Source organism: Micromonospora zhanjiangensis, assembly GCF_042650605.1.
Classification (GTDB): Bacteria; Actinomycetota; Actinomycetes; order Mycobacteriales; family Micromonosporaceae; genus Micromonospora_J; species Micromonospora_J zhanjiangensis.
In genome coordinates this window covers 72,332-86,589 of the sequence record NZ_JBHSBN010000010.1, presented here as the reverse complement: position 1 = coordinate 86,589, position 14,258 = coordinate 72,332, and the positions used below count along the sequence as shown (strand labels likewise).

Here is a 14,258-nt window from a genome sequence, read left to right as displayed (position 1 = left end):
CTAGCCCGCCCGGCGGTCGTCCACCGCCGGCGCCTCGCCCGCGACCGCCGGCGCCTCGTCCGGGGTGGCCGGGCCGCGCCGGCGGACCAGCCAGAAGACGCCGCCGCCGATGGCGAAGGTCAGCAGGACGCCGATCACCCCGGACAGCCCGGTGGACAGGTACGGGTTGTCGATCCCCTTGATGCCGTAGTCGGCCAGCGGCCCGCCGAGTTCGTGGTCCCTGGCCCGCTGGGCGGGGCAACTGCCACCGGTGACGTGATCCTCGGCGTCGACCGTGCAGCCCTGGCGCAGCGACGAGTCCAGCCCGTCCGGGTGCGGCGAGGCGAAGTTGCTCACCACCCCGGCCAGCAGCAGCGCGACCAGCAGGCCGCCGACCAGGAACCCCCACCGCCGGGTCACCGGGCACCTCCCGCGGCCGTCGTCGACGCGGCCGGACCGGTGCCGGTGACCGGCTGCTGCGGGGGCGCGGGCTGCGGGCGTACCGGCGAGGTGCCGGACCCCGACGCGCCCGGCGGCGACGCTTCCGGCGCGGTCCGGCGCAGGCCGCGCAGGGCGTAGACCAGGTCGGGGCGGACCTTCGCGACGGTGACCACGGTGGTCGCGGTGATCAGGCCCTCGCCGATGCCGATCAGCAGGTGCACGCCGGCCATCGTGCCGGCCAGCCCGGCCAGGCCGCCGCCGAGGTCGGTGGTGCCGCCCAACCAGTACTGCAGGATGAAGCCCTGCGAGGCGGCCAGCACGCTGACCACCGAGGCCACGAAGGCGGTCACCGCCAGGCCGGTCCGGGTCCGCGGCAGCACCCGCAGCAGCAGCGCGATCAACAGGTACGCCGCGGCGGTGCCGATGATCGCCATGTTGCTGATGTTGAGGCCGAGCATCGCGACCCCGCCGTCGCCGAAGACCAGCGACTGCACGACCAGCACCACGGCCACGCAGAGCGCGCCCACCCACGGCCCGACCAGCATCGCGGCGAGCGCGCCGCCGAGCAGGTGACCACTGACGGCACCGGTGAAGATCGGAAAGTTGATCATCTGTACGGCGAAGATGAACGCGGCGACCAGCCCGGCCATCGGCGCCAGCCGGTCGTCGAGGTCGCGCCGGCCACGCAGGACGCAGAGCGCGAGCACCGCCAGCGCGAAGGCCGCGTACAACGCGGCGACCGGACCGTTGATGATCCCGTTCGAGATATGCATCGCGAGCGTCTTCACGCGACCTCCCCTGCCCGGCCGGGCCGTCCGCACCGACGCCTCAGCCTATTGGGACCGAATCCTTGTTGCCAACATCTTGCAACAACCACCGGCAGGACGCGAGACGCACCGTCGATCTTGTGACCGACGGAACGGACGAGCCGTCGGTCAGTCGGGCAACTCGCGACGGGAGCGCAGGCGGGAGCAGAAGACCGGCAGCCAGCTCGACGCCGCACCGGCGGCACCCAACCAGAGCGAGGTACGGACGCTCCCGTACGCGCCGAGCAGGCCGGCCAGCCCCGCCCCCACCGCCAGGGCGCCGGTGAGCAGGAACCGGAACGTCGCGTTCATCCGGCCGAGCAACGCGTCCGGGGTGGCCCGCTGCCGGAAACTGACCCCGACCACGTTGCCGATCCCGGTCCGCCAGGCCAACGCCAGCCACCCGAACCCGGCCAACCACAGCCGCGGCCCGCCGTCCACCAACGGCACCAGCGCGGCCGTCGGGGCCACCAGCAACCCGGGCAGCCACAACGCCCGGCCGTACCCGATCCGGGCCGCGAGCGGCCGGGCGACGAGCGAACCGAGCAGCGCGCCCACCCCGCCGCAGCCGAGGAACGCGCCGAGCACCCCCGCGCCCAGACCGAGATCCCGCAGGAACACCACCGGCAGCATCACCGTCATCAGCTGCATGGTCAGGTTGGTGAGGGTGTTCGACAGCACCAAGGGCCGCAGCAACGGATTGCCCAACACGTGCCGCAGCCCTTCGGCGAGCTGCCGGCCGAAGCCACCGCCCACCCGCCGGGACCGGTCCGGCACCGGCGCGACGGTCCCGGGCCGACCCGACGCACCCACCGCTGCCGACGCCGGGACGCCGCCCGGCACCGGCGCGGCGGCCGGGTTCGGACACAGCCGGGCGATCAGGCCCGCCGACAGCAGGTACGTGACCGCGTTGAGCGCCACCGCCACCGGCGCGCCGACCGCCTGGACGAGCAGCCCGCCGAACCCCCGGCCGGCGATCTGCAGGACGCCACCCGTGCTGACCAGCACCGCGTTCGCCCCGATCAGCCGGTCCCAGCCGACCAGCTCCGGCAGGTAGCTCTGCGCCGCCACGTCCGCGAAGACCGTGCCGACCCCGACCAGTGCCACCACCACGTACATCTGGCCGACGGTCAGCGCGCCGGCCCACCAGGCCAGCGGCACCGAGGCGAACAACGCCGCCCGGCCCAGCTCTGCGACCAGCAGCACGGTACGCCGGGGCAGCCGGTCCACCCAGACTCCGGCCGGCAACCCGATCAGCAGGAAGGCGACGGTGCTCAACATGCCCAACAGGCCCACCTGACCGGGGCCGGCGTCCAGCACGGCCACCGCGAGCACCGGGACCGACAGGAAACTGACCTGGTACCCGAGGCCGTCCAGCAGGCTCGCGGCGTACAGGAATCGGAACGGACGCGGCCAGCCGGCGGCCCTGGTCGGACCCGGCGCCCGCGCGGGCGGAGTGGTGATCGTCATGCCGGTCAGGCTGCCGACCGACCGGACCGACGGCGATAAATTTGACCCTCGCCGAATCCACGGGAGGTACGCCGGTGCTGCGGGTCGGTCTGGGCGTCCGGGATCTGGCCAACGTCCGGTTCGCCGTCTCACCCCTGTGGGAGGCCGTCGCCAGCGTGCGGGTGATCAACAACCCGCGACGGTTCCCGCAGCACCTGCCCTGGGCCGACCGGGCCGGACCCCGGCTGGCCGAGGTGGACTGGCGGCCGTTCGGCGACCTGATCCCGGTGCCGGCCCGGGTGATCCCGAGCTTCGTCTGCCCGCCACCGGCCACCAGCCGCCCCACCCTGGAGCTGGAACTCGCCGCCCTGGTCACCACCCCGCCCGACCTGGTCCGCGCCGACCTCGACCAGCGGCCCGGACCGCGCCCGGCCGGGCTCGCCGACCTGTACGCCGACCCGCCCGCCGGACTCGCCCGGCTCGCCGACGCCATCCGGGTCTACTTCGACGCCGCCGTCGCGCCGTACTGGCCGCGGATGTCCACCCTGCTGGACCGGGAGGTGCTGATCGGCGCCCGGCGGATGGCCGGCGACGGCGTACACGGCCTGCTCAACCAGCTCAACCCGTACGTCCGGCTGGTCGACGACACGCTGCGGGTCGACCTGTTCAGCACGTCCGGCACCGTGCGACTCGACGGCTCGGGACTGCTGCTGGTCCCCACCGTCTTCGGTGGCCCACGGATCTTCACCAACCTCGGCACGTACGGGCAGCCCGTGCTGCGCTACCCGGCCGGCGCGGTCGGCACCCTGTGGGAACGCCCGAACCGACCGGCCGACGCGGCGTTGGGGCGGGTGCTCGGCCGGACCCGGGCCACCCTGCTGCACGAACTGGCCGTACCGGCGTCCACCACCGAACTGGCCGGGCGCTGCGACCTGACCGCCGGCACCGTCTCCCAGCACCTCACCGCGCTGCGCGACGCCGGACTGGTCACCGGATACCGGACCGGCCGGTACCTGCTCTACGCCCGTACCGCCGCGGCGGAGGCGCTGCTCGTCGGTGCCGAGCGGTAGGGTTTCCGACATGACCGCGCCCAACCGCCTCGCGCCCGGCGACGCCGCACCGGCCTTCGACCTGCCCACCGACACCGGCGACAAGGTCTCGCTCGCCGGCCTCCGCGGCCGCAAGGTCATCCTGTACGCCTACCCGGCCGCGATGACCCCCGGCTGCACCAAGCAGGCGTGCGACTTCCGCGACTCGCTCGCCTCACTCCAGGCCGCCGGCTACGAGGTGGTCGGCATCTCCCCCGACAAGCCGGCCAAGCTCGCGAAGTTCCGGGAGCACGACGCGATCACCTTCCCGCTGGTGTCGGACGAGGACAAGACGGTGCTCACCGCGTACGGCGCGTACGGCGAGAAGCAGCTCTACGGCAAGACGGTGACCGGGGTGATCCGCTCGACGTTCGTCATCGACGAGCAGGGGCGGATCGAGAAGGCGCTGTACAACGTCAAGGCCACCGGCCACGTCGCGAAGCTCCGCAAGGACCTGGGCCTGGACTGAGGCCGCGGCGGCGGCGTCCGGCCACGAGAAATGTCGTAGCCGGACGCTACGGTGCGTGCGTGGTCAGATACAAGTACACACCCGAGATGCTCGCGGAGGCCGCAGCCCAGGCCCACAGCGTGACAGAGGTGATGCGCCTCCTCGGCGTACGGATCAGCGGCGGCTCACACGCACACATCAGTCGGCGGTTGCGGCATCTCGGCATCGACACGTCGCACTTCACCGGCAACGCCCACAACCGCGGAAGACCGGGCCCTCGCCTCACTCCACCGCAACTGTTGATCAAGCTGCCGCCGGGTTCCCGGCGAACGCCGGGCCACCGACTCAAACGTGCCCTTCGACTGATCGGCTTGCCTGAGCAGTGCGAGCGGTGCGGCGTCGGTTCGACCTGGCAGGGCGCCTCACTGACCCTGCACGTCGATCACATCAACGGCGACTTCCTGGACAACCGACCGCGCAACCTCAGGTTCCTGTGCCCCAACTGTCACAGCCAGACTGCGACCTACGCGGGCAGTCGCCGTGCGGCCAGCCTCGTACCGGATGTGATCTATGACGACGAGGCGACAACGCCGACCGGCATCCCACTCGGCAGGCGCCTGCCGAGTACGGCGAAGCGTCCGGCCGTGCGGTGGCCGTGGCGGGTCCGCCTCTATCGGTTCCGATCCGAGGTCGAATGTGGAGCCCAGGCCCGGCAGTCCGCGAATTCTCGGGAGCGGCTCTGAGCCTCGTGCTTCGCACGCTCTAGACTCATGGGGCCAGCGGAAGTGGCGGAATCGGCAGACGCGCGGGATTTAGATTCCCGTGCCTTCGGGCGTAGGGGTTCAAGTCCCCTCTTCCGCACCAAATGCCCCAAGGGCACAGGTTCGACGCGCGCCGTCCCGATGCCGAATGGCCGATGGGTCGGCCCCTGGTCACCGCCGAGCCGAAACGATACGAGCAATACCCCGTCGCGGTGATCCCCGTCCGTTAGCCCCGGTCAGCCGCGCCAGCAGTAGCGGCGTTCGGGGCGGCCGGCGGCGCCGTACTTGAGGGTGACCTCGGCGCGGCCGGTGTCGGCGAAGTGTTCCAGGTAGCGGCGGGCGCTGACCCGGGACATGCCGACCCGGCCCGCGCACTCGGCCGCCGAGAGGGTGCCGGCGGCGTCCCGGAGCGCGTGCTCGACCAGTTCGGCGGATTCCGGGCTGAGGCCGCGGGGCAGGGCGGCGGCGCCCGGCGGGTTACGGACCCGGGACAGCACCCGGTCGACGTCGGCCTGGTCGCTGACCACGGTGGCGCGCAGCGTGTCGCGCCGGTTGGCGTACTGCTCCAGTCGGGTCCGCAGTTCGTCGAAGCCGAACGGCTTGAGCAGGTAGTTGACCGCGCCGTAGCGGACCGCGCGGCGGACGGCGTCGGCTTCCCGGGCGGCGCTGATGACCAGGATGTCGCAGTCGTGGCCGGCGGCCCGCATCCGGGTCACCACGTCGAGGCCGAACATGTCGGGCAGGTAGAGGTCGAGCAGCACCAGGTCGGGGCGGAGTCGGTCGACGGCGGCGAGCGCCTCCTCGCCGGTGCTGGCGGCACCGACCACCCGGAACCCGTCGACGCGTTCGACGAAGCCGCGGTGGATCCGGGCCACCATGAAGTCGTCGTCGACCACCAGTACGTCGATCATGCGACGGCCGCCGGGGTGGTGATCGACATCCGGGCGGTGAACATGGCGCCCTCGTCGGTGTTGGTCACGGCGATCTCGCCGCCGCGGCGCTTGCAGACCAGCCGGGTCAGGGCCAGGCCGATGCCGCGTTCGCCACCCCGGGCGGCCTTGGTGGTGAAGCCGTGCGCGAAGACCTCCTGGGCGAGTTCGGGCGCCACCCCGGGCCCGCAGTCGCGGACCGCGATCTCCACGCTGGAGGTGTCCTGACGCAGCTCCACCTCGACCCAGCCGGCGGCGTCGCCGACCGGGGCGGTGACCGCCTCCAGGGCGTTGTCGACGAGGTTACCCAGGACGGTCGCCACGTCGGCGGAGGCCTCCGGGTCGAGCCGGTCCAGCCCGGTGCGTTCGGAGACGCGCAGTTCGACCCGGCGTTCGGCGGCCTGGGCGGACTTGGCCATCAGCAGGGCGGCGACGGCGGTGTCGTGGATCCGGCTGGTGACGGTGAGGTCGAGCGAGGCGCGGTGCCGGCTGAGCGCGTCGACGTAGCGGACCACCTCGTCGTGCTCGCCGATCTGGATCAGGCCGGAGATGGTGTGCAGTTGGTTGGCGAACTCGTGGGCCTGGGCCCGGAGCAGTTCGGTGGTGCTGCGGAAGGAGCCGATCTCGCGTTCCAGCCGGGCCAGTTCGGTGCGGTCCCGCAGGGTGGTGACCGAGCCGAGCCGGCGGCCGTCCTTGGTGACCGTCATCCGGTTCATCACCAGCACCTTGCCCCGGCGGACGACGACGTCGTCGCGGGAGTCCGGGTCGCCGCCGGCGCCGGCCAGCACGTCCCGGAGCCGACCCTCGACGCCGAGGTCGGCGAGGCTGCGGCCGAGGCAGTGGGTGGGCAGGTCGAGCAGCCGCCGGCCGACCTCGTTGACCAGGGTGACCCGCAGCTGCGGGTCGAGGGCGATGACGCCCTCGGCGATGCCGTGCAGCAGCGCCTCGCGGTGTTCGGCCAGGCCGGCGATCTCGCGGGGTTCCAGGCCGAGGGTCTGCCGTTTGATCCGCCGGGCGAGCAGCCAGGAGCCGACCACCCCGAGGGCGCTGGCCAGGCCGAGGTAGCCGATCAGGTACGAGGAGGCGCCGACCAGGCGTTCGGACCAGGTGGGCGCGGCCTCGCCGATGATCACGGCGCCGAGGTAGCGGCCGAGGTTGCCGGCCCGGTCGCCGAGCACCGGCACCTGGGCGACCAGTTCCCGGGATCCGTTGACGTCCAGTTCGCCGACCCAGCTACGGCCCCGGGCCACGGCCGGGTCGCCGAAGACGACGGGTGACCCGATCAGGGTGGGGTCGGTGGAGCTGACCACCTGGCCGCGGGCGTCGGCGACGGTCACGGTGGTGACGCCGGCCTGGGTGAGCACGGTCTGCAGCAGCGGTGCGACGGCCTCGGCCGGCGCGGGGCGGCCGAGCCGGTCGCGCAGCAGCGGGTGGACGGCGAGTTGTTCACCGAGGGCGGCGACCCGGCGGCTCTCGACCCGGTCGAACGTGGCGGCCGACTGGGCCAGGGACACCGCGGCGACGGCGACCAGCACCACGACGATGATCGCCAGCTGCAGCACCAGCAGCTGGCTGGCCAGCGTGCGTCGGCGGCCGGTGATCGTGACCACAAAGACCTCAATTTCCGCTGCTGACAGAAGGCAGACTCGGTGCCCGCCGGGGGGCCATCATCATGCCGCCGAACTCCTGCGAAATGAAAGTGAAACAAGATGGCAACTCGGAGAACCGCCCTGGTGGCGGGCCTGGCTGTCGCGGTTCTCGCGGCCGGCGGGTGTGGTGCGACCGCGAAGAAGGACGACGCGGGGGCGGCCGGTGACGGCAAGCCCGCCACCGGACTGCGGATCATGGTGCCGAACACGCCCGGCGGCGGGTACGACACCACGGCCCGGACTGCCGCGAAGGTGATGGAGGACGCGAAGATCGCCACCGGGGTGCAGGTGTTCAACCTGCCGGGTGCGGGCGGCACGGTCGGCCTGCAGCGGGTGGTGAACGAGAAGGGCAACGGCAAGCTGGCCATGCAGATGGGCCTGGGCGTGGTCGGTGCCTCGTACACGTCGAAGTCGGCCGCGACGCTGACCCAGACCACCCCGCTGGCGAAGTTGATCGAGGAAGCCGGCGCGATCGTGGTGCCGAAGAACTCGCCGTACAAGTCGATCGCCGACCTGGTCGCGGCCTGGAAGGCCAACCCGAAGTCGGTGACGGTCGGCGGCGGGTCGTCGCCCGGCGGCCCGGACCACCTGCTGCCGATGCAGCTCGCGAAGGCCGTCGGGATCGATCCGAAGCAGGTCAACTTCGTCTCGTACGACGGCGGGGGTGAGCTGCTGCCGGCGGTGCTGGGCGGCAAGGTGGCCTTCGCTGCCAGCGGCTTCGGCGAGTTCCTGGACCAGGTGGAGGCCGGTCAGATCCGGGTGCTGGCGGTGACCAGCGAGCAGCCGATCGGGGCGTTGAAGGACGTGCCGACGCTGAAGGGTTCCGGGATCGACCTGGTCTTCACCAACTGGCGGGGCATCGTGGCGCCGCCGGGGATCAGCGACGCGGACCGGAAGGTCTGGGTGGACGCGCTCACCAAGATGCACGACTCGGACGAGTGGAAGGCCGAGCTGACGAAGCGGGGTTGGACCGACGCGTTCGTCACCGGTGACCAGTTCGCGACATTCCTCACCGACCAGGACAAGTCGGTGGCGGATCTGCTCAAGCAGCTCGGGCTGGCGTGACCGGGTCGTCGACCGGGAGCGGTGACCGGGTCGGCGCGCTCGCCGGCCCGGCCGCCGCGGTACCGGAGCCGGAGCCGGAGATCGGGCCGGCGCGGGGTCCGGACCGGGCGCAGTACGGCGTGTGCGCGTTCCTCGCCGTGGTCGGGGTGTTGACGCTTGTCGACGCGGCCCGGACCGGGCACAGCATCAGCAGCGCCGACTCGATCGGGCCACGACCGGTGCCGATCCTGCTCGGCGTGCTGCTGCTGGTGCTCGCGGTCTGTTACGCGGTCGACGTGGCCCGGGGTGGCACCGGCGAGCCGGAGGCCGGCGAGGACGTCGACCTGACCAGCCGGATCGACTGGCGCACGGTGCTGCTGCTGATCGCCGCGTTCGTGCTGAACGCGGTGCTGATCGAACCGCTCGGTTGGGTGATCAGCGGGACGCTGCTGTTCTGGGGTTCGGCGTTCGCCCTCGGCAACCGGCATTACGTCCGGAACCTGCTCATCGCGGTGGCCCTGTCGCTGATCACCTTCTACACGTTCGCGATCGGGCTCGGGGTCAACCTGCCCGCCGGCATCCTGCAAGGAATCCTCTGATGGACAATCTCGCCAACCTGCTCGACGGTTTCGCCAGCGTCGTCACCCCGATGAACCTGCTGGTGTCGCTGCTCGGGGTGACCATCGGCACGGCGGTCGGGGTGCTGCCGGGGATCGGCCCGGCGATGACGGTGGCGCTGCTGCTGCCGGTCACCTACGGGATGGAGCCCACCCAGGCGTTCATCATGTTCGCCGGCATCTTCTACGGCGGCATGTACGGCGGGTCGACCACCTCGATCCTGCTGAACACCCCCGGCGAGTCGTCGTCGGTGGTGACGGCGATCGAGGGGCACAAGATGGCGAAGGCGGGCCGGGCCGCGCAGGCCCTGGCCACCGCCGCGATCGGTTCCTTCGTGGCCGGCACCATCGCCACCCTGCTGCTGGTGCTGGTGACCCCGGTGGTGGTGGCGTTCGCCATCAGTCTCGGCGCGCCGGACTACTTCGCGTTGATGCTGCTGGCGTTCGTGGCGGTGACCGCGGTGCTCGGCGCGTCCCGGATCCGTGGTTTCGCCTCGCTGCTGATCGGCCTGGTGATCGGGTTGATCGGGATCGACTCGGTGAGCGGCCAGCAGCGGCTCACCCTCGGCCTGCCGCAGTTGGCCGACGGCATCGACGTGGTCGTGGTGGCGGTGGGCATCTTCGCCATGGGTGAGGCGCTGTGGATCGCCGCGCACCTGCGTCGCAAGCCGGTGCAGGTGGTCCCGGTCGGGCGGCCGTGGATGGATCGCCGGGACTGGCGGCGGTCGTGGAAGCCGTGGCTGCGCGGGACGGCGTACGGGTTCCCGTTCGGGGCGCTGCCGGCCGGCGGGGCGGAGATCCCGACCTTCCTGTCGTACGCGACGGAGAAGAAGCTGTCGAAGCATCCGGAGGAGTTCGGCCGGGGCGCCATCGAGGGGGTCGCCGGACCGGAGGCGGCGAACAACGCCTCCGCGGCGGGCACGCTGGTGCCGATGCTGGCGATCGGCCTGCCCACCAACGCCACCGCCGCGGTGATGCTGGCCGCCTTCCAGGGGTACGGCATCCAGCCCGGCCCGCTGCTGTTCCAGCGCGAGTCGGGCCTGGTGTGGACGCTGATCGCCAGCCTGTTCGTCGGCAACCTGCTGCTGCTGGTGCTGAACCTGCCGCTCGCGCCGGCCTGGGCGAAGCTGCTGCGCATCCCCCGCCCGTACCTGTACGCGGGGATCGTGTTCTTCGCCTCGATGGGCGCGTACGCGGTCAACGCGCAGCCGTTCGACCTGTTCCTGCTGCTGACCCTGGGCCTGTTGGGCTTCGGGATGCGCCGGTTCGGGCTGCCGGTGCTGCCGCTGATCGTGGGGGTGATCCTCGGGCCGCGGGCCGAGTTGCAGGGCCGGCGGGCGTTGCAGTTGTCCGGCGGGGAGCTGTCCGGCCTGCTGGGCGGGCCGGTGTCGTACCTGATCTACGCGGCCGTGGTGGTGGTGCTGGGGTGGCCGCTGCTGAGCCGGTTCGTGGTCCGGCCGATCCTCGACCGGCGGGTGGCGGCCGGGGCGTGAGCCCGGCCACCGGTCGAGCTGACCCGGCGCCCCGCCCGATCGGGGCGCCGGGTCAGCCGCAGCGGGCCGGGGTCGGGACCGGGGCGGCGGCCGCGAGCGGCGCGGCCTGGTCCGCCACCGCCGGGTCCGCGGCGGCCGGGGTGCTCGACGGGGTCACGGCCGCGGTGGGGGACGCGGTCGCGACCGGGGTCGCCCGGGCGGTGGTACGGGTGGGCTCCGCCCGGCGGGCCGCCGCGCCGTACATGGTGACCGTGGAGCGTTGCACCTGGCCGGGTGTCATCCGGATGCCGGTGGCGACGACCTGGTGGCCGTACACGTCGGTGACCCGGATCGCGTACGGGCCGGGACCGAGGCCGTTGTCGACGAGCCAGTAGTTGTAGTCCTGCCGGGCGGCGGAGCGCCAGCTCCCGCCGCCGGCAGGCCGGGCCTCGACCGACCGGAGCGGGTTGCCGTGGCTGCCGACCTGGACGGCGAACCACCACTGCGACGAGCCCTCCTTCATCCGGAAGGTGAGCGGCCCGGTCGGCGGGTCGACCACCGCCCGGTAGGTGATCGGGATGATGCCCTGGGTGGGGTTGCCGATCGCGGCGAACGCCTCCTTGGACAGGTCGAGGTGGCCGGGCGCGCACTCCGGGCACTTGTCCATGATCAGCACCCGGACGGTGCCCTTCGGGCCGGTCACGTCGAGGTAACCGCCGCAGGCCGCGCCGGCCGAGTACTCGCTCGGGCCGAGGGCGACGTAGCGGTGGTCGGCCGGGGCGGTGGGCAGCGAGCAGTTGCCGCCGTTGCCCTGCGAGTCGTAGTAGGTGGCCTTGCCGGTGTGCGTGCTGGTCCCCGTCGGCGGTGCGGCGGCCAGCCGGGCCGGTGCGGCGCAGGCCGACGCCGCGCCGAACTGGGCGGTCAGCGCCACGCCGACGACGACGGCGGCGGCCGTGGTGGCGCCGCTGGCCAGCAGCCAGCGTCCCATCCGGCGCCGGTCGGCCGTCCGCCGGTCGACACGCGGCGGCCGGGGGTCGTCGGCCTGCGGTGGCGTTCCGCCGGTGTCGCCCCAGGCGGGATACCCGGTGTCGGTCACACCGGTGCATGCTTCCGGACCGGGTGGCAACCGGACAACGCATCTAAGACAAACCTAAGACGGACCGGTTCCGGGCGTGCGCCGGCGGGCGTCCCCCGACGGCCGGGTTCACCGACGGTCGGCGTCCGGGCGCAGCATGCCCGGGCCGAACACCTCGTACGCGATGTCCCCGCCCGGTACGCCACGGGCGAGCAGGCCGCGCCGGACCACCGCCATGAACTCCAGCGGTCCGCACAGGTGCACCCGGACCCCGGGGACGAGCGGGATGTGGTCGGGGTCGACCAGGCCGGCCTTGACCCGGGCGCCGGGCAGCCCGTGGTCCGAGGTCACCCGCTCGTACCAGAGGTCGACGGTGGCGTCCCGCAGGTCGTTCACCAGCCCGCCGAGTTCGGCGCGCAGGGCGTGGGTCGATTCGCTGCGGTCGGCGTGCACCAGCGCCACCGGGCGGTCCGGGTCGGTGGCGGCGAGGTGGGCCAGCGCCGACATCGCCGGGGTGACGCCGATGCCTGCGCTGACCAGCAGCAGTGGTCCGTCGCCGGGCACGGCGCTCACCTCGCCGAACGGTGGGCTGAGCCGCAGCGTGTCGCCGACGGCGACGGTGTCGTGCAGGTACGTGGAGACGGTGCCGGCCGGGCTGTCGGCGGTGGCCCGGATCCGCTTCACGGTGATCCGCCAACCGCCGAGGCCGGGGCGACCGGAGAGGCTGTACTGGCGGATCTGCCGGTCGTCCGGGCCGAGGTCGACGGCGACGGAGGCGTACTGGCCCGGGGTGAAGTCCGGTGCCGGACCGCCGTCGGCGGGGACCAGGGTGAACGAGACCACGTCCGCGGTGTCGTCGGTGCGGCCGGTGACCCGCCAGGCGCGCCACACGTCGACGTCGGAACCGACTCCGGCGCCGTGGTAGAGCCGTGCCTCGCGGGCGACCAGCTCGCAGGCCATCAACCAGTACACCTCCTCCCAGGCCGCGGCGATCTGCGGCGTCACGGCGTCGCCGAGCACCTCGGCCACGGCGGCGAGCAGGTGGTGGCCGACGACGGTGTACCGGGCCGGGGTGATGCCCAGCGAGGCGTGCTTGTGGGCGATCCGGTCGAGGATCGCGTTCCACGGCAGGTCGGTGGCGCCGGTGAGGTGCTCGGCGTACGCGACGACGGACCCGGCCAGCGCCTGCCGCTGCGCGCCGGTGGCCTGGTTGCCCCGGTTGAACAGGTTGAGCAGGTCCGGGTGGGCGGCGAACATGCGCCGGTAGAAGGTGCCGGTCACCTCCTCGCCGTGCGCCCGCACGAGCGGCAGGGTGGCGGTGACGACGGACGCGGACGACGCCGACAGCATGGGTTCCTCCGAAGGTCTGATGGCGTTCGGCCCCCGGGTGAGCGGGCCGAACGCCATCAGACCAGCGGGACGGGCCGGGCATTCAGGGCCGAAAGTCCCGCCTGGACGGTGGCGACAATCACCCCACGGCCGGCGTTGACGGGCGTAACGGACGGTGTTGCCCGGTCGTTGGGCTTCAGGGCAGCAGTTCGACCGGGTCGCCGACGCCGATGGTGCCGAAGTCGTCGATGTCGACCGGTACGCCGTCCGCGCCGGAGCCGACCGCGCGGACGCTGCCGACCGGGACGAGGTTCTGGCCGAAGAGCAGGTCCCGCCCGAACTTGCGGCGCTCGGCCAGGATCCGCAGCGGCTGCTTGCCGCGCACCCCGGTCTCCTGGTCGGTGGTGGTGACCACGCACCGGTCGCAACCGTCGGCGACCTGGAAGACCGCCGAGCCGATCCGCAGCCGCCGACCGGTCCAGTCGTCCTCGGCCCACGGTGGCGCGTCGTCGACCACCACGTTGGGTCGGAACCGGGTCATCGGCAGCGGCCCCTCGGTGCTGCCGGATTCGGCCAGCCAGTCGTTGAGCTGGGCCAGCGAGGCCGAGTTGGCCAGCAGCAGCGGGTAGCCGTCGGCGAAGCTGACCCGGTCACCCGCGTCGAGCCGGGCGTCCGCGTCGGGCCGGTCGTCGCGCGGCTGGTGCCGGGTGGGCTCGGCGAGCCAGACCAGGCGTACCTCGCGGCCCAGCAGGTCGGCGAGCCAGCGGTCGGCGGCGGCGCCGGCCGGCAGGGCGGGCACCCGAAGCCGGTTGTTGAACACCCGTACGTCGACCGGGGCGGCGCCGGTCGGTTCCGGCACGTCGAGGTCGGGCCGGCCGGCCGCGCGCAGCACCAGGCCGCCGGTGCGTACCGCGGGTCGCAGCTGGACCATCGCGGCGACCTCCCGCTGGGTGACGCCGACCCCGGCGTCGTCGACGAGCATCCAGCGCCGGTCGCCGGCCAGGCCCCAGGGCAGGACCTGCAGGCAGGCGTGGTCCTGGCCGTGGGAGCTCTTGACCGGGTACGTGTGGATCGACGCGAGTCGCATGGGGACAGCTTTTCACGATCCGGTCGGCGGCTCCCTCGGCCGACCGGCCCACGCGGCCGGGCGGGGCGGTTCGGCGCGTCGCCG

13 protein-coding genes, 1 tRNA gene and 1 pseudogene are annotated in these 14,258 nt (G+C 72.9%); 7 read left to right on the top strand and 8 right to left on the bottom strand.

Annotated elements, in window-relative coordinates:
- The 3 genes and pseudogenes from ACFOX0_RS16570 to ACFOX0_RS16560 all read right to left on the bottom strand — a co-directional run bounded on the left by ACFOX0_RS16570 (position 1) and on the right by ACFOX0_RS16560 (position 2,696).
- Positions 1-399, bottom strand: coding sequence for a PDGLE domain-containing protein (locus ACFOX0_RS16570; protein WP_377546551.1), 399 nt, complete (start codon positions 397-399; stop codon positions 1-3).
- A gap of 95 nt (positions 400-494) precedes the next feature.
- A pseudogene (locus ACFOX0_RS16565) lies at positions 495-1,208 on the bottom strand (energy-coupling factor ABC transporter permease); the annotation flags it as partial.
- Between the two features lie 147 nt (positions 1,209-1,355).
- Positions 1,356-2,696 carry an MFS transporter gene (locus ACFOX0_RS16560; protein WP_377546549.1) on the bottom strand — a complete coding sequence of 447 codons (1,341 nt, stop codon included), beginning with the start codon at positions 2,694-2,696 and terminating at the stop codon, positions 1,356-1,358.
- Between the two features lie 74 nt (positions 2,697-2,770).
- On the opposite strand from ACFOX0_RS16560, the gene ACFOX0_RS16555 reads away from it, so the two are divergent.
- From ACFOX0_RS16555 to ACFOX0_RS16540, 4 genes are all read left to right on the top strand, one after another.
- Positions 2,771-3,745 (top strand): ArsR/SmtB family transcription factor, encoded by a 975-nt coding sequence (locus ACFOX0_RS16555; RefSeq protein WP_377546546.1) that lies wholly within the window; start codon positions 2,771-2,773, stop codon positions 3,743-3,745.
- Positions 3,746-3,755: 10 nt separating this feature from the next.
- Positions 3,756-4,232: a thioredoxin-dependent thiol peroxidase gene (gene bcp, locus ACFOX0_RS16550; protein ID WP_377546544.1), complete on the top strand. Its 477-nt coding sequence runs from the start codon at positions 3,756-3,758 to the stop codon at positions 4,230-4,232.
- 59 nt (positions 4,233-4,291) lie between these two features.
- Complete coding sequence (locus ACFOX0_RS16545; protein ID WP_377546542.1) at positions 4,292-4,954, top strand: HNH endonuclease signature motif containing protein; 663 nt, start codon at positions 4,292-4,294, stop codon at positions 4,952-4,954.
- Between the two features lie 36 nt (positions 4,955-4,990).
- Positions 4,991-5,075, top strand: a tRNA-Leu gene (locus tag ACFOX0_RS16540).
- Positions 5,076-5,208: 133 nt separating this feature from the next.
- Here the strand turns inward: ACFOX0_RS16540 and ACFOX0_RS16535 are convergent.
- Together ACFOX0_RS16535 and ACFOX0_RS16530 are read right to left on the bottom strand one after the other, a co-directional pair.
- On the bottom strand, positions 5,209-5,883 hold the full coding sequence (locus ACFOX0_RS16535; RefSeq protein ID WP_377546540.1) for a response regulator: 675 nt from the start codon (positions 5,881-5,883) through the stop codon (positions 5,209-5,211).
- Complete coding sequence (locus tag ACFOX0_RS16530) at positions 5,880-7,511, bottom strand: sensor histidine kinase (protein WP_377546538.1); 1,632 nt, start codon at positions 7,509-7,511, stop codon at positions 5,880-5,882. Before ACFOX0_RS16530 ends, ACFOX0_RS16535 begins: the two co-directional genes overlap by 4 nt.
- A 99-nt stretch (positions 7,512-7,610) precedes the next feature.
- Between ACFOX0_RS16530 and ACFOX0_RS16525 the strand changes: the two genes are divergently transcribed.
- From ACFOX0_RS16525 to ACFOX0_RS16515, 3 genes are read left to right on the top strand one after another with little or no spacing between them, the layout of a single operon-like run.
- Positions 7,611-8,615, top strand: a complete 1,005-nt coding sequence (locus ACFOX0_RS16525; protein ID WP_377546536.1) for a Bug family tripartite tricarboxylate transporter substrate binding protein — start codon at positions 7,611-7,613, stop codon at positions 8,613-8,615.
- Positions 8,612-9,193: a tripartite tricarboxylate transporter TctB family protein gene (locus ACFOX0_RS16520; RefSeq protein WP_377546534.1), complete on the top strand. Its 582-nt coding sequence runs from the start codon at positions 8,612-8,614 to the stop codon at positions 9,191-9,193. Before ACFOX0_RS16525 ends, ACFOX0_RS16520 begins: the two co-directional genes overlap by 4 nt.
- Entirely contained in the window at positions 9,193-10,704 is a 1,512-nt protein-coding gene (locus ACFOX0_RS16515; protein ID WP_377546532.1) for a tripartite tricarboxylate transporter permease, read from the top strand. Before ACFOX0_RS16520 ends, ACFOX0_RS16515 begins: the two co-directional genes overlap by 1 nt.
- Before the next feature lie 52 nt (positions 10,705-10,756).
- Here the strand turns inward: ACFOX0_RS16515 and ACFOX0_RS16510 are convergent, their stop codons facing one another.
- From ACFOX0_RS16510 to ACFOX0_RS16500, 3 genes are all read right to left on the bottom strand, one after another.
- A complete protein-coding gene (locus tag ACFOX0_RS16510) occupies positions 10,757-11,779 on the bottom strand; it encodes an expansin EXLX1 family cellulose-binding protein (RefSeq protein ID WP_377546530.1) in 1,023 nt (340 codons plus the stop codon).
- Between the two features lie 108 nt (positions 11,780-11,887).
- Positions 11,888-13,108, bottom strand: coding sequence for a globin domain-containing protein (locus ACFOX0_RS16505; RefSeq protein ID WP_377546528.1), 1,221 nt, complete (start codon positions 13,106-13,108; stop codon positions 11,888-11,890).
- Positions 13,109-13,283: 175 nt separating this feature from the next.
- Positions 13,284-14,174: an MOSC domain-containing protein gene (locus ACFOX0_RS16500; RefSeq protein WP_377546526.1), complete on the bottom strand. Its 891-nt coding sequence runs from the start codon at positions 14,172-14,174 to the stop codon at positions 13,284-13,286.
- Positions 14,175-14,258 lie beyond the last annotated feature (84 nt).